The organism is Haloferax sp. Atlit-6N (assembly GCF_003383195.1).
Lineage (GTDB): Archaea > Halobacteriota > Halobacteria > Halobacteriales > Haloferacaceae > Haloferax > Haloferax gibbonsii.
This window is the reverse complement of sequence record NZ_QEQJ01000009.1, coordinates 21,842-42,394: the sequence shown is the minus strand read 5'-3', so window position 1 is coordinate 42,394 and position 20,553 is coordinate 21,842. Positions and strand designations below refer to the sequence as shown.

At 62.2% G+C, this 20,553-nt stretch carries 39 protein-coding genes; 11 read left to right on the top strand and 28 right to left on the bottom strand.

Annotated features, from left to right (window positions below; all coding sequences use genetic code 11):
• The 21 genes from DEQ92_RS20515 to DEQ92_RS20420 form a co-directional block, all read right to left on the bottom strand.
• Nucleotides 1-351 (bottom strand): capsular biosynthesis protein, encoded by a 351-nt coding sequence (locus DEQ92_RS20515; RefSeq protein WP_115821659.1) that lies wholly within the window; start codon nucleotides 349-351, stop codon nucleotides 1-3.
• Entirely contained in the window at nucleotides 348-1,058 is a 711-nt protein-coding gene (locus DEQ92_RS20510; protein ID WP_115821658.1) for a hypothetical protein, read from the bottom strand. The genes DEQ92_RS20515 and DEQ92_RS20510 overlap by 4 nt, the downstream gene beginning before the upstream one ends.
• A 108-nt stretch (nucleotides 1,059-1,166) precedes the next feature.
• The gene (locus DEQ92_RS23510) at nucleotides 1,167-1,307 is read right to left on the bottom strand and encodes a hypothetical protein (RefSeq protein WP_158547242.1); all 141 of its coding nucleotides are present in this window, start codon (nucleotides 1,305-1,307) and stop codon (nucleotides 1,167-1,169) included.
• A gap of 7 nt (nucleotides 1,308-1,314) precedes the next feature.
• The gene (locus DEQ92_RS20505) at nucleotides 1,315-1,599 is read right to left on the bottom strand and encodes a hypothetical protein (RefSeq protein ID WP_115821657.1); all 285 of its coding nucleotides are present in this window, start codon (nucleotides 1,597-1,599) and stop codon (nucleotides 1,315-1,317) included.
• Entirely contained in the window at nucleotides 1,596-1,895 is a 300-nt protein-coding gene (locus tag DEQ92_RS20500; protein ID WP_115821656.1) for a hypothetical protein, read from the bottom strand. Before DEQ92_RS20500 ends, DEQ92_RS20505 begins: the two co-directional genes overlap by 4 nt.
• The gene (locus tag DEQ92_RS20495) at nucleotides 1,870-2,175 is read right to left on the bottom strand and encodes a hypothetical protein (RefSeq protein WP_233516915.1); all 306 of its coding nucleotides are present in this window, start codon (nucleotides 2,173-2,175) and stop codon (nucleotides 1,870-1,872) included. The genes DEQ92_RS20500 and DEQ92_RS20495 overlap by 26 nt, the downstream gene beginning before the upstream one ends.
• A gap of 68 nt (nucleotides 2,176-2,243) precedes the next feature.
• Nucleotides 2,244-2,816 (bottom strand): hypothetical protein, encoded by a 573-nt coding sequence (locus tag DEQ92_RS20490; protein ID WP_115821654.1) that lies wholly within the window; start codon nucleotides 2,814-2,816, stop codon nucleotides 2,244-2,246.
• A gap of 139 nt (nucleotides 2,817-2,955) precedes the next feature.
• The gene (locus tag DEQ92_RS20485; protein ID WP_115821653.1) at nucleotides 2,956-3,441 is read right to left on the bottom strand and encodes a helix-turn-helix domain-containing protein; all 486 of its coding nucleotides are present in this window, start codon (nucleotides 3,439-3,441) and stop codon (nucleotides 2,956-2,958) included.
• A 4-nt stretch (nucleotides 3,442-3,445) separates the two neighbouring features.
• Entirely contained in the window at nucleotides 3,446-3,733 is a 288-nt protein-coding gene (locus DEQ92_RS20480) for a hypothetical protein (protein ID WP_115821652.1), read from the bottom strand.
• A gap of 4 nt (nucleotides 3,734-3,737) precedes the next feature.
• Nucleotides 3,738-3,980: a hypothetical protein gene (locus DEQ92_RS20475; protein ID WP_115821651.1), complete on the bottom strand. Its 243-nt coding sequence runs from the start codon at nucleotides 3,978-3,980 to the stop codon at nucleotides 3,738-3,740.
• Nucleotides 3,974-5,122 (bottom strand): hypothetical protein, encoded by a 1,149-nt coding sequence (locus DEQ92_RS20470; protein WP_115821650.1) that lies wholly within the window; start codon nucleotides 5,120-5,122, stop codon nucleotides 3,974-3,976. Before DEQ92_RS20470 ends, DEQ92_RS20475 begins: the two co-directional genes overlap by 7 nt.
• Nucleotides 5,123-5,737: 615 nt before the next feature.
• Nucleotides 5,738-6,031 carry a hypothetical protein gene (locus DEQ92_RS20465; RefSeq protein WP_147299523.1) on the bottom strand — a complete coding sequence of 98 codons (294 nt, stop codon included), beginning with the start codon at nucleotides 6,029-6,031 and terminating at the stop codon, nucleotides 5,738-5,740.
• Nucleotides 6,032-6,118: 87 nt separating this feature from the next.
• Entirely contained in the window at nucleotides 6,119-6,820 is a 702-nt protein-coding gene (locus tag DEQ92_RS20460; protein ID WP_115821648.1) for a hypothetical protein, read from the bottom strand.
• Nucleotides 6,820-7,761 (bottom strand): hypothetical protein, encoded by a 942-nt coding sequence (locus DEQ92_RS20455; protein ID WP_115821647.1) that lies wholly within the window; start codon nucleotides 7,759-7,761, stop codon nucleotides 6,820-6,822. Before DEQ92_RS20455 ends, DEQ92_RS20460 begins: the two co-directional genes overlap by 1 nt.
• A gap of 1 nt (nucleotide 7,762) precedes the next feature.
• Complete coding sequence (locus tag DEQ92_RS20450; RefSeq protein WP_115821646.1) at nucleotides 7,763-8,017, bottom strand: hypothetical protein; 255 nt, start codon at nucleotides 8,015-8,017, stop codon at nucleotides 7,763-7,765.
• Nucleotides 8,014-8,715, bottom strand: a complete 702-nt coding sequence (locus tag DEQ92_RS20445; RefSeq protein ID WP_115821645.1) for a hypothetical protein — start codon at nucleotides 8,713-8,715, stop codon at nucleotides 8,014-8,016. The genes DEQ92_RS20450 and DEQ92_RS20445 overlap by 4 nt, the downstream gene beginning before the upstream one ends.
• Nucleotides 8,715-9,017 carry a hypothetical protein gene (locus tag DEQ92_RS20440; protein ID WP_115821644.1) on the bottom strand — a complete coding sequence of 101 codons (303 nt, stop codon included), beginning with the start codon at nucleotides 9,015-9,017 and terminating at the stop codon, nucleotides 8,715-8,717. The genes DEQ92_RS20445 and DEQ92_RS20440 overlap by 1 nt, the downstream gene beginning before the upstream one ends.
• Nucleotides 9,017-9,451, bottom strand: a complete 435-nt coding sequence (locus DEQ92_RS20435; protein ID WP_115821643.1) for a hypothetical protein — start codon at nucleotides 9,449-9,451, stop codon at nucleotides 9,017-9,019. The genes DEQ92_RS20440 and DEQ92_RS20435 overlap by 1 nt, the downstream gene beginning before the upstream one ends.
• An 82-nt stretch (nucleotides 9,452-9,533) precedes the next feature.
• Entirely contained in the window at nucleotides 9,534-11,417 is a 1,884-nt protein-coding gene (locus DEQ92_RS20430; RefSeq protein WP_115821642.1) for a hypothetical protein, read from the bottom strand.
• On the bottom strand, nucleotides 11,410-11,925 hold the full coding sequence (locus DEQ92_RS20425) for a hypothetical protein (protein ID WP_147299522.1): 516 nt from the start codon (nucleotides 11,923-11,925) through the stop codon (nucleotides 11,410-11,412). Before DEQ92_RS20425 ends, DEQ92_RS20430 begins: the two co-directional genes overlap by 8 nt.
• Entirely contained in the window at nucleotides 11,925-12,353 is a 429-nt protein-coding gene (locus DEQ92_RS20420) for a PadR family transcriptional regulator (protein ID WP_115821640.1), read from the bottom strand. The genes DEQ92_RS20425 and DEQ92_RS20420 overlap by 1 nt, the downstream gene beginning before the upstream one ends.
• A 208-nt stretch (nucleotides 12,354-12,561) precedes the next feature.
• On the opposite strand from DEQ92_RS20420, the gene DEQ92_RS20415 reads away from it, so the two are divergent.
• Nucleotides 12,562-12,951 carry a PhiH1 repressor gene (locus DEQ92_RS20415; protein WP_233516914.1) on the top strand — a complete coding sequence of 130 codons (390 nt, stop codon included), beginning with the start codon at nucleotides 12,562-12,564 and terminating at the stop codon, nucleotides 12,949-12,951.
• Nucleotides 12,952-12,953: 2 nt separating this feature from the next.
• Here DEQ92_RS20415 and DEQ92_RS20410 read toward each other — a convergent pair whose 3' ends face one another.
• From DEQ92_RS20410 to DEQ92_RS20385, 7 genes are all read right to left on the bottom strand, one after another.
• Entirely contained in the window at nucleotides 12,954-13,226 is a 273-nt protein-coding gene (locus DEQ92_RS20410) for a hypothetical protein (RefSeq protein ID WP_199522947.1), read from the bottom strand.
• A gap of 199 nt (nucleotides 13,227-13,425) precedes the next feature.
• Complete coding sequence (locus tag DEQ92_RS20405; RefSeq protein WP_115821639.1) at nucleotides 13,426-13,665, bottom strand: hypothetical protein; 240 nt, start codon at nucleotides 13,663-13,665, stop codon at nucleotides 13,426-13,428.
• Nucleotides 13,665-13,802 carry a hypothetical protein gene (locus DEQ92_RS20400; RefSeq protein ID WP_233516913.1) on the bottom strand — a complete coding sequence of 46 codons (138 nt, stop codon included), beginning with the start codon at nucleotides 13,800-13,802 and terminating at the stop codon, nucleotides 13,665-13,667. Before DEQ92_RS20400 ends, DEQ92_RS20405 begins: the two co-directional genes overlap by 1 nt.
• Nucleotides 13,803-13,839: 37 nt before the next feature.
• Nucleotides 13,840-14,022, bottom strand: a complete 183-nt coding sequence (locus tag DEQ92_RS20395; protein WP_115821637.1) for a hypothetical protein — start codon at nucleotides 14,020-14,022, stop codon at nucleotides 13,840-13,842.
• Nucleotides 14,015-14,326 (bottom strand): hypothetical protein, encoded by a 312-nt coding sequence (locus tag DEQ92_RS23300; RefSeq protein ID WP_115883545.1) that lies wholly within the window; start codon nucleotides 14,324-14,326, stop codon nucleotides 14,015-14,017. The genes DEQ92_RS20395 and DEQ92_RS23300 overlap by 8 nt, the downstream gene beginning before the upstream one ends.
• Entirely contained in the window at nucleotides 14,326-14,808 is a 483-nt protein-coding gene (locus tag DEQ92_RS20390) for a hypothetical protein (RefSeq protein WP_115821636.1), read from the bottom strand. The genes DEQ92_RS23300 and DEQ92_RS20390 overlap by 1 nt, the downstream gene beginning before the upstream one ends.
• Entirely contained in the window at nucleotides 14,808-15,212 is a 405-nt protein-coding gene (locus tag DEQ92_RS20385) for a hypothetical protein (protein ID WP_147299521.1), read from the bottom strand. The genes DEQ92_RS20390 and DEQ92_RS20385 overlap by 1 nt, the downstream gene beginning before the upstream one ends.
• A 193-nt stretch (nucleotides 15,213-15,405) precedes the next feature.
• Between DEQ92_RS20385 and DEQ92_RS20380 the strand changes: the two genes are divergently transcribed.
• From DEQ92_RS20380 to DEQ92_RS20340, 10 genes are all read left to right on the top strand, one after another.
• The gene (locus DEQ92_RS20380) at nucleotides 15,406-15,690 is read left to right on the top strand and encodes a winged helix-turn-helix domain-containing protein (RefSeq protein ID WP_233516912.1); all 285 of its coding nucleotides are present in this window, start codon (nucleotides 15,406-15,408) and stop codon (nucleotides 15,688-15,690) included.
• A gap of 33 nt (nucleotides 15,691-15,723) precedes the next feature.
• Complete coding sequence (locus DEQ92_RS20375) at nucleotides 15,724-16,533, top strand: hypothetical protein (RefSeq protein WP_115821634.1); 810 nt, start codon at nucleotides 15,724-15,726, stop codon at nucleotides 16,531-16,533.
• Nucleotides 16,526-16,798, top strand: coding sequence for a hypothetical protein (locus tag DEQ92_RS20370; protein ID WP_147299520.1), 273 nt, complete (start codon nucleotides 16,526-16,528; stop codon nucleotides 16,796-16,798). Before DEQ92_RS20375 ends, DEQ92_RS20370 begins: the two co-directional genes overlap by 8 nt.
• A gap of 156 nt (nucleotides 16,799-16,954) precedes the next feature.
• Complete coding sequence (locus DEQ92_RS20365) at nucleotides 16,955-17,227, top strand: hypothetical protein (protein ID WP_147299519.1); 273 nt, start codon at nucleotides 16,955-16,957, stop codon at nucleotides 17,225-17,227.
• Between the two features lie 30 nt (nucleotides 17,228-17,257).
• Nucleotides 17,258-18,922 (top strand): helicase HerA domain-containing protein, encoded by a 1,665-nt coding sequence (locus tag DEQ92_RS20360; protein WP_115821631.1) that lies wholly within the window; start codon nucleotides 17,258-17,260, stop codon nucleotides 18,920-18,922.
• A gap of 183 nt (nucleotides 18,923-19,105) precedes the next feature.
• Nucleotides 19,106-19,279: a hypothetical protein gene (locus DEQ92_RS23505; protein WP_158547640.1), complete on the top strand. Its 174-nt coding sequence runs from the start codon at nucleotides 19,106-19,108 to the stop codon at nucleotides 19,277-19,279.
• Nucleotides 19,276-19,524, top strand: coding sequence for a hypothetical protein (locus DEQ92_RS20355; RefSeq protein WP_115821630.1), 249 nt, complete (start codon nucleotides 19,276-19,278; stop codon nucleotides 19,522-19,524). The genes DEQ92_RS23505 and DEQ92_RS20355 overlap by 4 nt, the downstream gene beginning before the upstream one ends.
• Nucleotides 19,517-19,801 (top strand): hypothetical protein, encoded by a 285-nt coding sequence (locus DEQ92_RS20350; RefSeq protein ID WP_115821629.1) that lies wholly within the window; start codon nucleotides 19,517-19,519, stop codon nucleotides 19,799-19,801. Before DEQ92_RS20355 ends, DEQ92_RS20350 begins: the two co-directional genes overlap by 8 nt.
• A 20-nt stretch (nucleotides 19,802-19,821) precedes the next feature.
• Nucleotides 19,822-20,232: a hypothetical protein gene (locus DEQ92_RS20345; RefSeq protein WP_115821628.1), complete on the top strand. Its 411-nt coding sequence runs from the start codon at nucleotides 19,822-19,824 to the stop codon at nucleotides 20,230-20,232.
• Nucleotides 20,225-20,536, top strand: a complete 312-nt coding sequence (locus DEQ92_RS20340) for a hypothetical protein (RefSeq protein ID WP_115821627.1) — start codon at nucleotides 20,225-20,227, stop codon at nucleotides 20,534-20,536. Before DEQ92_RS20345 ends, DEQ92_RS20340 begins: the two co-directional genes overlap by 8 nt.
• Nucleotides 20,537-20,553 lie beyond the last annotated feature (17 nt).

Here is a 20,553-nt window from a genome sequence, read left to right as displayed (position 1 = left end):
TCAGTTGGAGGTGGCGTCCGCGAACGTGTCCGGTCGGAGTGCTTTGTCGTCGACGTAGACGTCTCCCGAGCCTTTGTCGCACCGAAGCCCGTGCCAGCGGACGCCCCACTCGGTAAGGTGTGCGGCGAGGCGAGCCGCCTCGCTCCAGGGGCGCGCCGTCCAGATGATGACCGTGCACCCAGCGAAGTAGCACTCGTTGACCGCGTCGACGACGTCGTCGTCCGGGTCGGGTCTTTCTCCCTCCCAGTACGCGACGTCTCCTTCGGTGAGTGTGTTGTCGAAGTCGACGAGGACGCGGTCGCCGGCGTCCACTTGGGCACCGTGGTCGTCGACCAGCTCGTTGTCGGTCATGCCTTAAAGTCCTCGCCGAGGTCCTCGATGATCTCTTGGGTCGCTTCGTCGAGGCCGACGTCGTGTTCGATCTCGCCGTCGTGGTTGATGTTGAGTTCGTCGGCAACGAGCACGTCGACTTTCTGGTCTTGCCGTGTGGCCATCTCTCGGCGGGCCGACTGTCGCTTCTGGAGGTCGGGCTGATCACGGCGGAGACCGACCATTTCGGTCGTGTAGGCGGCCGTTCCGTCGATGCTTCGCTTGGGGTACGGGTTCCCTGGCATGACCTGCGTCCGCTCGTCGTCGAGGAAGCGGACGATGACGTCCCGCTCGGTCGCCCACTCGGGCCGGTCGTCGTCGCCCGGCTCGACGAACTCCCACGCTGGGTACGGCATTGGCGACTCCCGGTCAGTGTCGACGTAGTCCATCTTGGGGACGACGCGCCGGACGGGCTCGTCCTCGACGGCGAGTTCCTCGAGGTCGTGACGCGCGTCCTGGTAGAGGCGCTCGTAGCGCTCGGCAGACTGGAGCCGGACGTCGGCGTGCTTCTTCTCGATCTGCTCGATGATCGCTTCTTTTGGCTTGTCGTTGAGGTAGTCGCGGATCGTCGACTTGGTGTAGTCGCCGATTCCCTCTTCCTCGAAGCGGTCTCGAATCTCCGCTGGCGAGAGATTGTCGAGATGGTGCCACTTGAGGGCAAGTGTAACTCTGCGTTCGCGGGTGGACATGAAAGTGAAAACGTCGTATGGTGTCGGATGAACGTATGTAGTTTAAATACGGTACAGCGAAGCTCGAGGAGACGTCGTCGCCAGCGGGAGGGTGTATGTCAGAAACGGCTAGACGTCGCGGTCTGTGAGGCCGAGTTCGAGGGCGCACATGACGCAGACGGGCTGGCCATCATCGGACTCGTACGCGGCGTTCCAGAGCCCATCCCCGACGCAGTCGGCGTCTACCTGCGCAGAACACGTGAATGCCATTTTGAATTCACCGTCGCAAGAGCGACTCGATATCGCGCGTTGTCTGGGTTGACGCGGCGTTTGCGATGTCGTCGATGTGGTCGGTTGTGAGGAGATTGTCGGGGAGCGCGTCTGTCTCGTCTGAATTCGAGTTGAATTCAGTGTCGTCTGGGAGGCCATCGGCGTCGACGCGTTCGAGGACGTCGCAGACGCGGTCGACGAACTCGGTGACCGTCTCGTTGTCTTCGTCCCAGAAGCTCCGGAAGCGCTCGCCGACGTCGTCGTCGACGGTGAGGCTGGTGCGCCCGGTCATCGCGTGTGTCGCTCCGCTTGGTTCTTGCACACGGGGCAGAGGCCGCCACCTCCAGACCCACACTCATCGCAGTCCGGCCAGCGGTCGCCGTGGTCTGTGCATGGGTCTTCGTCGACCGCTCCTCGTTTCCGGAGGCGGTGTTCGAAGAGGACGGCGGCTTTGAGCATCCCAGTCGCGAACGCGCGGCCGGTTGGAGAGTCCTCGATGCGGGCGACGCGGCGAGAGATCTCTTCGGCGGCCGCGTCGAAGTCCGCGTCGGTGAGCTGATATTCAGTACTCTCGGGGTTTTTGCTCATGATACTCCTGTGCCGCCTCGATGTCGTCGAGTTCATCGTCCGCCCAGTAGCCGATGTGCTCGGCTTCCGCTCGATTGACGACGGTTGGGAACGCGGTGATGATCTCGTTGGAGTCGCTCGAGACGACGACTGCGAACTCGACGCCTGCGATCTCTTTCTCGAAGCGCCACATGCCGCGGTTGACTTTGCGAGCTGCCCCGGATTCGATACATTCGCGTAGGAGGTCCGCGTCGACGTGACGGTTCGGGCCTTTCGAGAGGCCTTTGGCGTGCTGAATCACGTGGCGAGTCGGCTCGTATGCCGTAAACTCGGCTGGAGGAGGCTCGACAGCCATGAATGCACGTGAATTCAGAACAGCGCCAGCGGCGCAGGATCATCCTCGTCAAATGCGACGTCGTCGAACGCCGCTTCGAGGAGTGACCGAACGCGTGCTTCGATTGCTTTGTCGACGGCCCCGTGCTGGGTGGGCGACGATGCGCAGACTGCCTCGTGCATCCCGACTCCAGGTCGGAACTTCGTCTCCGAGTGGCAGTGCGGACAGCGCGGCACGTGGTGGTTGAGCATCCACGCGCTCCAGTAGCCTTTTTCAGCAAGGCGCTCGGCCGTCGCGAGCCAGACGAACGTGTCGAGTTCGTCGGTGGCCGCTCGCTTGAGCCGCCGGATCGCGAGGGACGCCGCCCGTGTGAGCGACGCTGTCTCCGTGCCGTCGCGGACCTCGCGTTGGACGCGTCGGAAGTAGCTGGTGAGTGCCGTCGTCGACGAACGATGCTCGCCGTGGGTGAGCGCGCCCTCACGCGCTGCCGTCCAGTGGACGCCCCACGGGTCCGAAACGACCTCGCGACCGGTCGTTCCGTCTGGGAGGTACTGTATCTCCCCGAGTTCAGCGCCGCTGCTCGGGTCGAATTGGCAAGTTCCTTTCATAGGATAGACGCAGGGCTGCTCGGACTCCGTCATCGGCGCCTCCCGCAAAGCGCCTCAGTCGGCCGGGTGCCCTTACTTGATATTTATACGTTACTGCACGCCCTTAAGCGAGATAGATATGCGTCAGTATGACGGATATTCAGGGAGGGCTGACCAGTCTGTGTTGCTGCCGGCGGGCGTCGGTCGGATCAGGCATCGAATTGACTAACCCCCTCTCACGAAGCGTGTTGACACCACGATCAACGGAGCTTCGCGAAAGCTTTGTCTGGTCGATTAGTTCAGCTGTGGAGAGCGCCCCGTTGATCGCGAGTTGAAGCCACACGAGTTTACTCGCGACGTCGGAGTCCGACAGCTCGTCGGGGACTGTGAGTTCTGTCTCTCGTCGAGGAGAACGATTTGACGATCCCTCTTTGAATTCTCCGAGGACACAGAACCCACACGGGTAGCAGAACCGCTTTTGAGCCTCTTTTCGGGTTGCTTCTTTCGATTTCGTGGCTGAGAGTCGGGTACAGTCGCGGTCTTCGTGGTACGCGCCCTGTGATCCCGCTCGCCAGACCGTGTCGTTCGGGTCTCCGCCATCTCGTGCAATGCGTTCCTTGCGCTCTTGGTGGGATAGGTCCGTCATGCGTTCATTGAACCTCGTTCGATAACTCTCGTTCGCGCTTGTCGAGCGCGTCTTTGATCGCCTGCCGTTCGCCGTCATGGAGTGCTCGCTCGACCGCTCGGAACGCCCGGACCTTGGTGATCGTCTCCAGGCCGCGGATGCGTGCGAGGGCGAGCATGCCTGACGCTCCGTCGCCGGCGTCCGGCTCCAGCGGCTCCGCGAGAAACCGCGCCGGGTCTTCGCCGATGTCTGCTTTGAGGTCGGGGAAACACGGTCGCTCTTCGAGGTTGGCTGACTGCCATTCGGTCGGCATCGGCTCACAGCACCCCTTTGACCTGGACGCGCGTTCCGTCCGTGTCGATGATGCGGTCGTTGTCCTCGACGCGGATGAGCATTCGACAGCGGTTCGTGGTGACGCGACGCGAACCCCGGATGCGGCAGGGCTCGGGGTCTCCTCTTGGAGGGGTGTACGTCCCGATCTTGCCGGCGATGCCGAGATCGTCGACCAGCTCGTCATCGCTGGAGCCGTCGCTGTCGGTTGGGGTCTCATCGCTCACCATGGTCCGTCTTCACCCCCGTCTGAAGCGGCATTCTCCATGTTGTGGAACTGCGCGTCGACCGACGGCATGTAGTCGGTGACCGTCGTTCCCGTCGTCGACGACAGGAGACCGCTGTCTGCTTCGTCGCGGTAGGCGATGATGTCGCTGAAGAGTTCTGGTTCAGACTCGCCGAGAACCTTCAGGTTAAGTTTCAGCGCTGCGGGAGAGGTCGACTTGTCCAGGTCGACGCCGATAACGTTGGATGCCGAACGCATCAGGTCGAGAGTCGTCGACTTCGAGACCTCGTTGTCGAAGATCTCCTCACGAACCTCAGTGGACGTCACACGCACTCGACCGGACGAGCGCTCGCCGGCGCGGCGGCCGGTTGCGAGCTTGATACGCCGCACCTTCTCGGTGCGGTCGAGTGACTCAGGCGGCTTGCGGCACTCTCGTGGGACACCTGGTGCAAATTCGGCTGCCTTCTCGGCGGGTATCCAGATGTATGGAACGTTTGGGTGCGGTTCGACGTCGAGACGGTCAACGACGATCTCGCGGTATTTCTGTCGCGTCGGCTCGGATGCGTGGTCGTGCCGACCGGCGATGTCGTCGATAGCCTCGACAAGTTCGTCGTCGGTGAACTCCTCGCCCATACGTTGGCAGATGCGCCTGATCTTAAGCTGGTTCTTCGTGAGCCCCTCGTCGCTGTCACTCTCGTCGATTGAGGACAGCAAGGACTCGGCATCGTCGAGAACGCGGTCGAGTCGTTCGCGAATGCGTCCGACGGTACCACCGTCCGCGTACGTCCGCATGAGAACGCCGATCATCCGTCCGGCCGATGTCATGCCGTCCTTCTCAACACGCGCCATGAACGCGTCTCGAGTCTCTTCGTTGACGCGGTAGTTCACGATCCGAGTTGGGCCGTCGTTTGGGTCCCTCGAAATCGGTTTTTCTTTTTCGAACCCATCTGAAGGACGTCTCCCGGCAGCCCGAATGAGACGGTCGATGTCGGACTCAATGTCGGCCAGTCCGTCCATCTCGAGATACGCACGAAGCTCGCGCTCCAACTCTGTTCCGGTGTATGGGCGCTTCTGCCCGTACTTCTCGATGATGGTCTCCTCGTAGGCGGCGACATCGTCCTCGGGAACGCGGAGGCTAAGTTGCACACGGGAAGTCACGCCGACCGCCCCCCATCCACTCCCACGGTGTTACCAAACTGGTAACACAGACACCCCTCTAGGGTGTGTGTGTTGTAGTTTTGGTAACGGGCAGGGGAGGGGGTCGGTGGTTCCTCCGGAACCGACCCCCTCGTGGTTGATTGGTGATTCGGCCGCTTCGAGGTGGTAACGCGGCTGTTCGGCGTTTCGGGGGGCACCCCGTCGTCCACACGAGGTGGTGCGTTCGAAGAAAAAAATTCTCTCTCGGGAGAACGGCGGTTCGAGTCGGTCGTCGTGGTCGTCGTGGTCTCGTGTTGCATCGAGGTAGCGGTGGTCTGTGTTGCTTCGTGAGCGATGCTGGTCGAGACGCTCGTCGAAGCCACCGGCGTCGCCATCGAACCGCACGTGAGAAAGCCACGGCTCTTCGATGGGGCAAACGTTAAGACGGAACCACGAGAAGAGACAGGTGTCAACTTCCTTCTGGTGGACCGTCCCCGGTGGCCGCGAGGTCGCCGGGGATGTCCCCGGACCTCACGTCCGATGAGCGTCAGCGTTGCATATCCGGTTTCTTCTCTGTCGTGGGTCTTATAGTTTGGCCGATTGTCTGACGCCGGCGTTCGATTTTCACTCATCGTAACCCCTCCAGCGAGCACAGACAACGCTCGTGAGAAATCCGTACGTCGAAATGACGAGCATCCCGGAGGGTTTGTGGAGCCGGGCAGCGCTGTCGTCGCCGGGGACGTCCCACGGCTCGCCGTCGAGCCATGCTGCGCGGACTGAGAACTCTTCCCACTCCGGCGGGCAGCGTTCGTCCCATCGCCGCTGGGCGTGCGACCGGCCACCTGACTCGAGGCGCGCGACGACCTGACCGTCTTGAGACGCCCACGCGTTCGCGGGGCTGTTGGTACTCGGCTGCACGGACATGTCACCAAGTTACCCCCAGGTAAGCGGTGACCACGACAGCTGAGCACAGCAGCACCCACCAGACGACAGAGCGTTCGAGGGTCATCGGATCTGACCCCCCATGAACCACTGCTCGCCACTCGGGTCAGCCGGCGGCTCGAAGTCGGTGTCTCGAGCGTGATTCTGAATCCACGACCGGACAGTCCCCTCTGCGCGAGGGAGGACCCGAGCGTGCCGGCGCTCCGAGTAGCCCCACTCCGAAGCAGTTCGGAGCGTCCGGGCGAGTCGAACGATCCCCTCGTGCCGGAGGTGACTCCAGGGGACGTTCTTTCGCGTGAGCCACCGCCGCAGACTCCCTTTGGTGATCCCGAGACGCGGGGCAACGTCACCCACGGTGAGCGTTCCGTAAGCCGCACAGCGCTCGATGATCTCCATCCGGTCGCCTTTCTCTGGCATCGTCTGCAGCGAATCGAGATGGACGTACTGCGGGTTGGTCCAGCGCGTGGGCGTGGTCTCTTCCACGCGCCACGAGCCGAGCGTACCGAGCATGTCCGTCATGATGTTCGCGCCTGCAGCAGGGGCGTGCTCGACGCCGTCGATCTTCGTCGGACGGAACGTCGCGGCCGTCTTCGGGATGTCGTCGAGCCCGTCGACGACGGCTTCGAGGAACTCGACGGGCGTCGTCTTCCGGTACTCGAACGGAAGGAGATGCGGGAGCAAGCGGTGCTCGTCGCACCACGCCTGTATCGACACGTCTCCGTTCGCGTTCGCGACGTGCGCCCAGTCGCTGGCCTCGGTCGACATCAGAGGTCCCTCCAGAGCGCGTCGAGACGCTCGTCGACATCACTGTGGAAGTCCGACGCCCCTGGGTTCGTCAGCCCGAGGTCGTTGAGCAGCTGTTGGGTGCTCTTGTACCGGTTCCCAGCGATGCGCTGGTGGACGTCCATGATGGTGTCCTGCCGTTCGACCGCGTTGAGGACCTCCTCGAGCGACCGGTTCGTGCTGGCGTCCTTGACGATTGCTTCCGGATCGCGGGCGAGGAACGCAGGGAAGTTCGGTTCGTGATCCATCGGAACCGGCTCCTCGTCCGGGTGTCTCCGACCGTGATGAATCGGGAGGCTCTGGAACGGACCCTCTGAGCAGATGCCGCACCACACTTCGTCATCCTCGTCTTCATCAGCGTCTGCGTCGTCGACAGCGGGCTCGTCCTGGTCGGCCTCGTCGTCGACGACCGGGCCGAACCCGACCTCGCCCGACGCGGGCGTGACGACTGACTTCGTGTCGGAATCGACATCGCGTGGCTCTGGCTCAAGCGAGTTCCCGAGCGTCCACTCTTCGTCACTCGACAGCGTTGGGGCGGTCTCATCGCCTTCGGCCGTGAATGCAAGCGTGAATTCATGTTGGGTAGGTTCCGCGAGGCCGTCTTCCCAACTGTCGCTCAGCGAGTGCGTGTGAGTAGTACAAGCGAGATGGCCCAGCGGCCCGAGGTCGGTCTCGAACCCCTGGTTGTGGAATTTGTCGACCGCGGCCGCAACAGCCTCGAACGACGCGCGCCGAAGGACGGTATCGTCGATCTGGTTGATCGCCGTGATCTTGGCGACGCCCTCGTCGGCGGTCGCGAGGACTGCGACCTCGACGTCGTCGACGGCGACCTGGACGCGAAGTTCGCGCCCGCCGTCGTCGAGGAGATCCTCATGGTAGCGCGTGACGGTCGTCTCCGTGAACTCGACGTTCGCTGCCGCCATCTTACCGCACCTCCTCGAGCGGAACCATGTCTCCTGGCCCAGTCGAGATCCACGACTTGGTCTGCATGTACTTGTTGTGGCGGTAGTGGTCGATGTCTGCGGGTCGGCCGTGGATGAACACGCCACAGCCGATGTCTATCCCACCGAGATGTGGCTGTGTGACTGGCGATTCGAGTGCGTGATCGACGATCGCTTCGAGGCGAGTACGTGGGGAGTGGTTAGCTCTCGCGCTTGCCACGTTCTCGTCGACGCTCATCGGCGCACCTCCGATATCGTCGTCTGCGGCGGTTCGTCGACGCTACAGAACGGGAGGATCTCTTCTTTCAGCCACCGAGCGAAGAACTCGGGGTTGTCAGCGTTGAACTCTGCGACGTAGCCAGACTGCGCGACCGTTCCGCGAACGAACTGGTCGTCGAAGAGGTAGCTGTAGCCGAACTGGGTGTACTGACCGGAGCCCGCGCCGAAATGGGCGTCTCGGTGGAACATCGTCCCCGACTTCGCCTGCCCGTCATCGTCGTCATCGTCGAGGTCGTGCTTGTAGCCGATCTGCCAGCAGTTCCCGTCTTGGTCGTCGACGTGCTTCGCGAAGGCCGTGACGTCGAGCTTACACCGGAGGATGTTGGCGTTCCAAACGCCCATCAGCGTCTCGAAAAGCCAGTCGCCGTTCGACGAATCGACGCCAACCCAGCCGGCGGCAGGGTCGCAGATGAAGTCGGTGACGTTGACTTCTCGCCCCTCCACGCGCTCGGTGTGGATACCGCGCTCGTCGATGTGGACGTCGGTTTCTTGGGTGTCGATGCGGCCGGCGGCCGTCCCGAAGTGGACAGACTCACCGTCGAGGTAGGTTCGCTCTTCGACATCGATAGCAGGGTAGCTGCCATCGAGGTTCGACGGGACTTTCTGCCGGTCCTCGGAGACGCCGCTGGTCGCGAGGCCGATGATGACGCGCCGCATCAGTCGAACACCTCCTCCGGGTCGAGACCGGCGTCACGCAGGTGCGATTCGTCAATCTCGGCGAGTTTCTCCAGTATCATCTCGTTAGCGCGTTCTCCGTAGTCGTCTTCGTCCTCGAAGTCAACGTATCCGAGACTCACCATCGTCTTCGTCCACGTCTCGTTCGTTTCGAGGTTCCGCATCTGGTGCACGGTCTGATCGTTCTTCGAAGACGGCCGCTGCTGGTTGTCGTAGATAGAGACACCGCCTTCTCGGTCGGGGTTCTTTTCGCTCTCGACGACGAGGTAGAAGTGCTTCCGCATCAGGCCTGCACCCCCTCACGGTCGCTAACGAGTTCGTCGAGCGGGGGTAGGTCAACGCCCAACTCGGTGAGTCGGCCGTGGAGCGCACCGAGGATGGCGTGCTCCCACTCGTGGGTTTCGTCGCGGTCGCAGTAGAGTTCCTGTTCGTCAGGCTTCAGCACCGCGAGCGCAGCGCCGTCCAGAACGACCAGACATGAACCCGCCGGCCAGTTGATCGCGCACTGGTCAGGGAACTGGTCGCCGTGCGTCCGAACGACATCGGTCCGCTGCTCGCCGGAGCCGTTGAGGTAGAAGTCCCACTCGTGACCTTCATCGTCGAACGAGTCCTGCCGGACCGTCGCGAGCCCGGACAGCGGCGTTCCGTGAGCAGCCGGCAGTTGCGTCGCGAGGATGAACGTCGACGGGGCATTCTCGATGAACGACTCAACCGACATCAGTCGCGAACCTCCATTGGGTGCTCGCAGGTCATCCACGCGCCGTCTCGAATCTTTTCGAGCGCTTGCTCAACACCGCGGCTCATCGGTCGGCCCTCCAGATGGCCCGGTCGCGGGTGTCGATCTCTTTGACGAGTGCTTTGAACTGCCGTTCGAGTTCGTCGTCCGACAGCAGCGACAGCTCGTCGACGAGCCGGGAGCGCGTCTCCGTGATATAGTCGATGTCGCTATACGGAATCTGTTGAACGTCGACCGGGCCGTTGAGCGCGTAGCCGGTGAAGCGCCCCGCGGTCGCCGTCTCGATCACGCGGCAGAGCTTCCCGTCGTCGAGTCGGACGTCGTCGCCCGGCTCGATGAGTGCCCGCATGGCCCGGGCTTTGACTTGCGAGCGTGCGCGCTTCGAGATGTTCTCGGCGGCGTCTGCGTCGACGCTCTGCATCGACTGCCCGGTCGCAGGTGGTGCTTCGCCGTCGACGTCGTACCCGCTGCCGTCAGCGACGAGGTCGTACTCGGGGGAAACCTCAACCGACTCTCGAACGACACGGTACGTCTCTTCGACGTCCATGTCGCATTCGTGGCACGTACCGGTGACGTAGAGTGAGCCTTTGTTTAGGTCCCAGCGGTGGGTCTCCTCAACGACCTTGGATTCGGGGTGATGACACCCGCCGTCGGTGACGAGCACGTGCTCGTCGTCGACGTTCGGTCGACGCTCACCCATCCGCTCCCACTCGTGGTGGACCGCGTCAGTCACGGCCTCGTTGGGGGTCCGAAGACAGTCCCCGCAGAGAAGCGCCTCACCCGGCTCTTGACCCCAACTGGTTGCACCGCAGTTCGGGCACTCGGGGTAATGGACGTCGACACGCTGTTCGAGCGTGTGTGAAATGCTGGCGGCGCGGTCGTGGAGCGCGTTGTAGAGATCGGCGTCATGGGGGTTGTCCACGAGCATGTGCCAGCACTCGGCCCACTCGTCGCGAAGCGCGTCGAGGTGCATCGTCTTCGTCGCTGGGCGGGATTTGATGTCGCCAGAGGTCACACCCCCGTCGGTGACCATCTGACCGGTCCCGCACTCGTCGCAGTAGACGCCCGTACCTTCGATGATCTCTTCGGGGAGCACGGCCCCGCACTCCGAGCACGTGTTCCCACCGTCGGTGATGAGCCGTTCGCCAGACGGGGAGAGACCCAGGTCTTCAGGGTCGGCTTCGTCGAGTCGGTCGGCCATGGTCTCGCCGGTCGAACCGCCGCCCCAGTTCTCTGCGCACCGATTGCACAGTTCCGTGTGAGGCCGCTTTTCGACTGTCGTTTGCTGCCACTCTGAGGGGCCGTCGACGTTCAGTCGGCACTTCGGCTTCGTCGGGTCGTCGGGCGATGGCAGGTGATGTGTTTTGATTCCACGCTTCCCGTTCGGCTTGACGAGGATGATGTTCTGACCACCGTCGGTCGCGAGTCGCTCGCCCGTGTCGACGCCGTGGTCGAAGTCGATGAACTCGGCTTCGTCGGCGACGATGCGGTCGTCGGTGTCGACGGGGCCGCGGACTTCGAGATCGTCGCCGATCTCGACATCTGTCGGGGAGACGGCCGTCTCGAACGCCCCGAGGATGACCGAACACGTGTCGCTGCCATCGTCGAGGATGATGTGGCCCGTGTCGTCGGCGTCCATCACGACCGTGCCGGCGAAGGTCTCGAAGTGTTCCGTGTCGGCGTCGGCCGCGCCCTCGTCCTCGTCCTCGTGCCCGCCGTCGGCGACGACTTCGCGAGTCGTGCCTTCGTAGACAGTCTCCCAGTCGCCTTCGTTGAGGTCCTCGAGGAGCTGGTCGACGCTGCGCGAGCGGCTGGTGTTGGTCGCGTCGACGGCGATCAGTTCGACCGTGTCGTCTTCGTCGGTCGAGATGACCTCGTACCACGAGCCCGTGCCAGACTTGACCGTCGTGTTGAGGACGCCGTCGCGCGTGAGCGTCGAGTCACTCATGCTCGCCTCCGTCAGCCTTGAGGGTCGTTGCCCGTGCGTTCTCACGCTGGCGCGCAGCGATGAGCGCGTGGTCCGCAATCGGTTCCAGAACGTCTTCCGGGAGTGCGGTTGCATCCGCAAGCGCCTCGACGATCGTGTCTCGCTCCACGTCGGTCCCCTCGAGCATCTCGCCGTAGCTCGCTTCCTGGGTGTCGACGTATTTCTCGATAGCGTCTTCCGAGACTTCCGAGCGCGTGACTGCCATCGTCCCGACAAATCGGTCACGGTCGACATATCCCGAAACTATCTTTGAAAGTGGGTACGTGCCTTCCTGCTTCGAGAAGAGTTCTTTCGGGAAGCCGATACTCCCGATACGCTTCGACCCGTTACTGTCGTTCGGAGCCCGAACGCTGATGTCGCCTTCAAGCCCACCGACGACGACCATCCAGTCTTCGTCATCGGCTTCGAGTTGGCGCAGGTAGTTCTCGACGTACGCCCGAAACTGCTGGACGGTACAGACGACTGCCATCAGCACTCGCCCCCGTCGGTCGCGAGCGCCCGGCCGGTGTTCGAGTCGATGAGGTCGGTGACGGTCTCGGCGCGCTCGTCGTCGGTGACGAGCTTCGAGAACGCCCAGTCGAGGTGTCCGAAAACGACCTGGAGGCCGTCGTCGGTCAGCTCGTACTGGTTGGTCCGCTTGTCGAGTTCGCTCTTCTTGACGAAGCCCCGTTCGACGAGGTCGTCGAGGTTGGGGTAGAGCCGGCCGTGGTTGACGTCCTCGCCGTAGTACGTCTCCAGCTCACGCTTGATGGCGAGCCCGTACATGGGCTCTTCGGCCAGAATGACGAGGATGTTGTTCTGGAACGCGGTGAGGTCCGCGGCGGCGGTCGCGTTTCGACGTGCAGTACTCCGGTTCGTGCCGGTTGATTTATCCGGCGAATCGTCTTTTGTAGACATGGCTTTCCATGCTAGCCTGGTAACTAGCGAATCAGCCCTCGCGTAGAGGGTCTGATACTCGTGTGGAAGCCAATCCCGCAAGCCGGGTGCCCTTACACCCGGCTTTTCCTACACCTGAGCGGTGCGTGTCGCGGTCTCGGCTTCTATGTCAATTGTGCATCCAGTCCCACTAATAACTTTCTACCCGTTGGGAATCTCTCATTACCCAATGTATAACGGGTGTTACCCAGAGAATAATATTGTAGACCTGTTGGGTAAGAGTATATTCCAGTTCGATGGGAATATCACAACGACAGTCAATGAACACTGCATGCGCAAGCGGGGAGAGTGGATGAGCCGAGTTGACGACCGCATCCTCGAAGCGATTCGTCAGGATGGAAACCTGACTCCACTGGCGGTCTCTCGTGAAGGCCTTGTCCCCCGCGTTGATATCGGCCGTAAATATGCCGGCGTCCGCTGCAGGAAGCTGACCGAATATGGTCTGCTTAACCGCGTCGACAAGGGCCTCTATGGAATCACCGAACTCGGCGAGCAGTTCCTCGACGAGGAACTCGACACGGAAACACTCGAGAAGTCCGAGATCGACTTTTCTGACTAAGGTCACTCGACCAGCTCCACGCGGGCGTAGCTGATCAGCTCGCCAGTCTTCTTGTCACGCACCGAGTAGTGTTCGGGATCGATGTCGTCGTCGTTGGCCGATGCCCGCGAGCAGGACCGGCACCAGATATGCGAGTTCGTCGGAGCCCACGACGCGTGGCCGTTGGGGCAGACGTATCGCATGCGGTCGGTGAACTGGCTGCGGTCGATGCGCACGAGTGGCCCGGCGTCCTCGACGGCCGACCCATCGCACACCAGAGGGGGCTTCGCGGACATGGCAACTCGACATGACGTGGTATGGGGTAAAAACGAGTTTTGTGACCCGGAGTGAAAGTGAAATGTCGAATTATGTAGACAGAAGCGTCAGACGAGCGGCGGACGGTCACGAGAGCGGTTAGCAGGCGGGTGAAAGTGGTCTTAACCAACACTCGACCGAAGTCGCACGGTTTTAACCAACGCAAAAAGAGGGCCTTCGTCAGTCTTGTTGGAACTGTCGAATCCAGTACCGGCTCGTGACGTAGCGCTGCGAGCACCCTGGTTCGTGTGGGAGTTCCTCGATGCCGGGCGACCGCTCGTGAGTTAGAGGGAGTTGTGCTCCACACTCGCTGCACCGGAGCGCCTTGGGCTCACGCATCCGGAGCCCGTCGTTCGAGATGGACGTCTCCGAGCGGACGATCTCGAAATAGGTGTCGAGGTCCGAAAACGACCGGGGCATCATTCGTCACCCCACGGGAGCCACGTCGACTCCGTCAACTTTGAATCGACGAGCAGCGCAAGCGCGGCGACGACGGCCAGACCCAGCGCGACTTCGGTTGCATCGGCGTACCATATGACGGCTGCGAGTGCCCCCACTCCAGCCCCTCCGCGCCGAAGGCGACGACGGTGCGTGTCAAACATCGTCTTCTCCCCAGACCTTTGACGGATGTTCGACGACGTTGCACGCCGCGTGCGGGCCGTCGTGCCCCGCGGGCTTCGAGCACATGAAGTCGCCCGTCTCGTCGGTCTCGTTGCAGGGGTCGGGCTGCGCGGTCGCGTAGGACTCGCCTTTGAGCGGGCAGTCGCACTCACTCATCGCGACCACGCTCCGGGCAGGACGGACGACAGCGCTCATACCCGCAGTGTGAGCAGAGTTCCCCGTTGGCGATCTTCTTGATGAACTTCTCGTGTTTACACTCGAACCCGTCTGCGTTTTTGCCGCTCCGATAGTGAAAGTCGGGACATTCGCAGACTCCTTCGCGGATGTCCACGATCCACGTGCTCCCTGAGCGGAGATTCGAGACGGCGAACATGCCTGGCGCGATGCGTTCCGCCGAAAGTGGCTCGACTCGGGCACGGCGGTCGCGGTCGCTCATGGTTCCGGACTTAGCGACCGCCATCAGCCGCGCACCTCCAGCGTGCTCATCGTTGGAGACCGCTGTCCCCACAGTCGCTTACACGTTTCCGGATGCTCAAGTAGCCAGTTCGTCGCTTCGCGCTTAGCGGCTTCGACCTCCGAGGCGTCTTCCCAGCCTTCTTCGACCCACTCGTCGCCGTCGACGAGGACGGCCCGACAGCGCTCGGCGCAGATCTCCATCACGCGCTGGTCGACGACGTCATGCAGTTGCAGAGCCGCACTTGCAGTATCCGATTCGACCCTCGCGTCGTAGTCGTCGGTGTCGCCGAGTTCACGCCGGCGCTCATCACGGACGTCTTCGAGCGTCGAGATGACGTCTTCGAGCTGGGCGAGTTGGTCGTCCTCGACGACGTCGTCGTGCACGCCGTCGCAGAGGATGCGATGGTCGAACTCGTCGGTCGCAGTCGACCGGTGATCGACGCGAACGCGCTTAGCGGCGCGCGAGTGGATGTTGTTGCCCCGCATTACTCTCCGACCTCCGGGTGCTCCTGGACGATCGGCGCGAAGCGTCTCGCGCCGCTCCCCGATTCATCGAGGTCACGTTCGTCGGCGATGAACGCCCGGTCAATCTCCTCGAACTCGCCTTCGAGGATAGGGTACCAGCGCTCGGTGCAGCGCTCGCCGTCGGCAGTTACGTAGAGGACGGCCTCGCCGTCCCTCTCAGTTTTACGAACTGGGTTTTGGATGACGCCGTGGCGGTGGGCGACGGCGAAGACCGCAACCTCGTGGTCGCCGTCGTCGGACGCTTCGACTTGGTTGCACGCACGGAGCTTCGCCTCGGTCATCGGGTTGATAGCGCCGACCGGGACGAATCGCGTAGCAAGCGATTCATCGTTGGTGCTTTTACGGTGGGCTTCTTTCGTACTCATGCTTTCTCACGGAAGCGCGGTCGGTGTCTCAAGCACCGGCCGGCCATTCTGGCCGACGTACCTCGCTTCACACCTACAGGTAGATCTGCCAGCAATATAAAACTATGCAAAACATAGTGCGTAGCATAATGCAACACACTATTTATTACATACCGCATCGTACTATGTGGTGTGGTACTCGATGAGTAGCGCGATGGCGAATAACGATCTCAATCGAAGCTTCGACCCCAGCGATGGGGAAGACCAGGTGCTGGATGTCTTCAAACGTGGCCGTGAGAACGGCGATCCGTGGGGGCGCGCTAACCCGCGGTACATCATTGACGAGACTGGCATCTCGAAGTCGAACGTCGAGTACCACATCCGGCGTCTGAGAGATGCCGGATGGATTCGCAAGGTGGCTCGCGGACTCTACGAGTTCGTTGAGGACCCGCGCGAGGAGGAAACAGATGACGACTCGACAACAACACCCACAACCTAACCGGAACGAACAGTTTCTCTGGAGGGTCACGCCGTGAGCGACCGCGTTAGCGTCGATCTCCACGGCGACGATCTCCACAGCGCACTCCAGGCGGCAGGTGCAATCAACAAGCACAGAGTCCAGATCAAAATCGACACGACCGGCGACGAGGCGGCGTGCCATGTGGCCGCGCTCAACCCTTCGTCGACGTTGATCGCGACGGGTCCTGTCCCGATTCGCGCGCCGTCGACGGCCGACGGGGTCGAGACGACGGTCGCCGTTGACTTCGGGTCGCAGGCGAACGCGGACGTCGACGATGTCGACTGGTTCGAAATGCTGTGCTCTGCCCTCGACGACGAGTGGTGTGAGCTCCGCATCGATCGCGACCAGGACGAACAGACGACGGTCACGCTTTGCCGCGATGGCGACGCCCCTGATGACGAGCGCTGGGGGTTCGTCTTCGAGACAGCGCCCGCCCCAGACATGCCGACGCTCCCGGACGTCAACCACACCCAGCACATCGAGGCAGACGGTGTTCGGGCACGTGGCGTGCTTTACAGCCTCGCTCGTGAGACAGACGACGGAGTCGTGTTCCAGACGGAGGCTGACTCGGCGGCATTCACGGCGTCCGGCTACGAAAGTGACGGTGGCCCCGAACTGCTGATCGGTCACCGGACTCGTGGCGAGGGCGCTGAGTCGGCGGTCTTCGGCTGTGACTTCGTCCAGACGGTCGCCGAAGCATCTCCGGCCGGCGAGACGTGGCGGTTCCACCTCCGCAATGAGTTTCCGATGTTCATCCAGGTCGGTGACGTGACGTGGGCGATAGCGCCGCAGATCAAGGGGCTCGGTGGTCGCGATGACTGACCGCTTTACCGAACTCCCGGCACCAGACCGTCTCTTCATGGAGATCGAACCAGCAGAAATCGAGATGGAGGTGTTCGACCACGATGACGTCTCGTTCAAGCTCCAGCACGTTCCGGGAGGGAGCTTCGCTGTTGAGCTGTCGACACGCTACTCGTACGCTGGACGTGACTGTGCGCAGCTCACCACGTTGAATCGTGAGGCAGCCGAAGCACTTCGGGACACACTCGACGAGATACTGGCGTCTGACTCGCGGGGGTCGCGATGACTAACCACGAAGAACTCGCTGGGGAGCTCCCAAGCGACGCGTGCGCTCCTGATCGAGAGTACTGTGGAGAGTGCGACCGACACGTCGTGAGCAGTCACGGTCACGATGAGGGCTGTTCGAACTGGCGTGGGAACCAGGACTCTAATGGAGGTCGCGATGACTGACCACGAGTCGCTCGTCACGAACAACGGCTTCGAGCACGTCCCGGCCGACCTGGTCGAGGACAGTCTCGTCGTTCGGTGCAGGACGCCGGACATCGAGCCGGAGCTGTGCGACGGCTGGGTCGACGAGTTCGACATCGAGAAAGATGGCGTCCGAGCCGATGGCTACGGAAAACTCCACTTCCCCGAGCACGTCCGGACGCAGTGCCCCGAGTGCGGAGACCGCGTGCTCGAGATCAACGGCGTCGAGGTGACGTTTCATGGGTGACTCTCGGACAACCGCCGGAGGGCGATTTATATGAGTGATGAACAACTTCCACTCGACGCCGGCAGCGAAGTCTCGCTGCCCGTTGTCGACGTCCTGACAGGCCGAGGCTTCGTCACGGGAAAGTCCGGCTCAGGCAAGTCGAACACGGCGTCGGTCATCATCGAAGAACTGCTCGACCGGGGCTTCCCGGTTCTCATCGTCGACACGGACGGCGAGTACTGGGGACTGAAAGAAGAATTCGAGCTTCTCCATGTCGGCGCTGACGAAGAGTGCGACCTGCAGGTTGGCCCGGAGCACGCCGACAAGATCGCGGAACTCGCCCTCGAGGACAGCGTCCCCATCATCCTCGACGTCTCGGGCTACCTCGACGATGCCGATGCGTCGGAACTCGTTCGCGAGACTGCTTCGGCGCTGTTCACGAAAGAGAAGAAGCTCCGCCGGCCGTTCTTGCTGCTCGTCGAGGAGGTCCACGAGTACATCCCCGAAGGCGGCGGCCTCGACGAGACGGGGAAGATGCTCATCAAAATCGGGAAGCGTGGTCGGAAACACGGCCTCGGACTCTGTGGGATCTCCCAGCGCCCCGCGGACGTCAAGAAGGACTTCATCACCCAGTGCGACTGGCTGATGTGGCATCGTCTCACCTGGGAGAACGACACCAAGGTCGTCCGTCGCGTCGTCGGGTCGAGCTACGCCGAGTCGATTCAGGACCTCAACGACGGCGAGGCGTTCCTCCAGGCGGACTTCCTCGAAGCCGACGTCCAGACCGTTCAGGTCAGACGCAAGCGCACGTACGACGCGGGCGCGACGCCGGACCTCGAGGAGTTCGAGCGTCCCGAGTTGATGAGCGTCTCGGGCGACCTCGTCGAGGAACTCCAGGAGATCTCCGAGCAAGAGGAACGTCGCCAGGACCGAATCTCGCAGTTGGAGGCGCAGGTTGAGTCGCTGCAGGACGAGAAGGCGGCGCTCGAAGAGGAGCTGCAGAACGCGCGGGACATGCGCGACATGGCGAGTCAGTTCGCTGACGCGATGCAGGCGACCGGAAACGGTGGCGTGGCGTCCGAGAAAGTTGAGGACCTCGTCGAAGAGCGTAACCGACTGGAAGGCCAGCTGGAAGAGCGCGAAGAACGCATCAACGAACTGGAGGCCGAAGCGCAGCAACTCCGTCGGGAACTTGATTCCCGCCCGGAGATCGGAGAGCGGGCAGTCGAGGCCGTCGGTGTGCTGGCCGACGAGTTCGACGTCGGCGATGCGGACACCGAAACCCTTCGACGGAAGCTCAAACACGCCCGTGAGCGCATCGAGGATTTGGAGTCTCAACAGCCGACTCCGGACGACCTCGATAGCGACCCGCTGGAGAACCGCAAGGTCAAGACGGTGATGAATGACGTGCGGTCGCGCCTCAACGACCTCGACGAGAAGAAACAGCAGATGCTTCGGTACTTCATCGTGTCAGGGCCCGCATCGCAGGAAGACGCGTACAAGTACGCTGGCGGGAGCCCGACCAGCAGCACGAAGTCGAAGAAGACGCGGGACCTCATCGAGGCCGGCTTCGTGAAAAAGGTTGGTCGCGGAGAGTACGTGTTCGGTCTCCGAGACCATCTCTGTGACCGGCTAAACGGCTTTTCAGAAGCAGAGGTAGACCGCGTCTACGGTGAACTGGAGTCCGAGATCTACGAGGAGGTGATTGACTCGTGAGTGATACTGATTCCGGGACGTACCGTTACAGAGTCTTTCCCACCAGTAAGTCGTTCAAGACTCGACACGATGCTGTTGCGTTCAAGGCCATTCACGGTCGAGAGTACACGTACTATCCGCTTGGTTCGACACACCCTGTCGAACTTCGGATCGACCCGTACTATGTTCCAGGGGACTACGACGATGGATGACAACGTTCGAGATGCCGAGCGCGAGATTCGAAAGGCAATCCGCGATCTCGGCTACGAGCTATCGAAAGTCTCGGTTGAGGGCCGTCGTGATGAGTGGCGGCTCGAACTCGAGGTCGACGTCACGCCCTCCGAGAGCGACTACAAAGTGGACGGTGAACTCAAATGAGCCGAGCCATCGGCATGCACGACCCGGCGCAGGACTGGCAGGACGTCGAGGACCTCGACGGGATCGACCTCAACGAGGGCGAGGGCTGTCCGCACTGCGGCGGCCCGGCGTCCAATCTCCACGAAGGCCCACCAGCAGGATACTACCATTGCGATACCTGTTTCGCAGTCTGGGCCGGCGACATCGAGAGCGCGTCGCTCGTCGAGGAACCGATCTACGGGCCTGTGGGGGCGAAAGATGAGTGACGCAGCTCACGACGACAAACCCACGCCACCGGTCCCGCCGACGGACACGACGACTCGGCCGTCGGGGCGCGGAACGCGGACGGTCTCCAGTGAGGTCGTCGACACGTGCGACTGTGGTGGAACTGTCGTCGACGAAGAGGTCACGACTGGCAAGTTCGTCATCGGAATGTGGGACGCCGAGATGTTCGACTCCGACGAGTTCTTGCTCCACACCGAGTGGGAGCAGACCGAGCGGCGCGTCCGATGCCGGCGCTGTGACGCGGGGTACGAGTACTGATGCACGCATCACGAATTCCGATGGAACAAGCACAGCGCGCGAAGAAGAAAGCGAACGAGCAGTCAACGCGTCCGTACAGGCTCATTAGCACTCTCTGCCCGGCGTGCAACCGCCCGGTGACCATGTGTGAGCCGAATCCAAACGAGTACGTCGTCGACGACTCGCAAGGAGAGTTCGGCAACGACCGTGCGGCGTTCGAGTTCTCTCCGGCGACGATCATGGACGCCAACCACTCGAACCCGTGGGATGCCGTCCACGTGGTACCCGAGAAAGTCGAGTTCGACACCGAGCCAGATCAACTGCAGGTCATTGCCTACAAGCACGACCTGTCAGACGAGGCGAGCCAAGCGTTTCAGGACGCCCTCGACGAGATTAGGAAGCACGAGCGCCGCGCGGCTGAGAATACTGGGTTGGGTGAATTCCATGACTGACGCGCTATCGATGCAGGCGCTCGCAGTAACGAAGACGGCCATCGCAATCGTGATCGGAGCGGTGTCGATCTACGACCTCACTCAAATCCCACAGGGGAACGGCATGCCCCGAGAGAACTACGCAGTCCTCGTTCTGACTGGATCACTCACGATTTCGGGGCTGGCGTACCTACTCGGGGAACTGACCCGTGCGATCTTCTGGGCGGCGATGGGCGTCTTTTGGTTCATCGTCCTCTGGAAACGCTTCGGCCCGCCGGGGTTCTTCCGCGACCTCCGACAGCTGTTCACCCGGGGGTCAGTATGAATTCAGCCGACACCCAC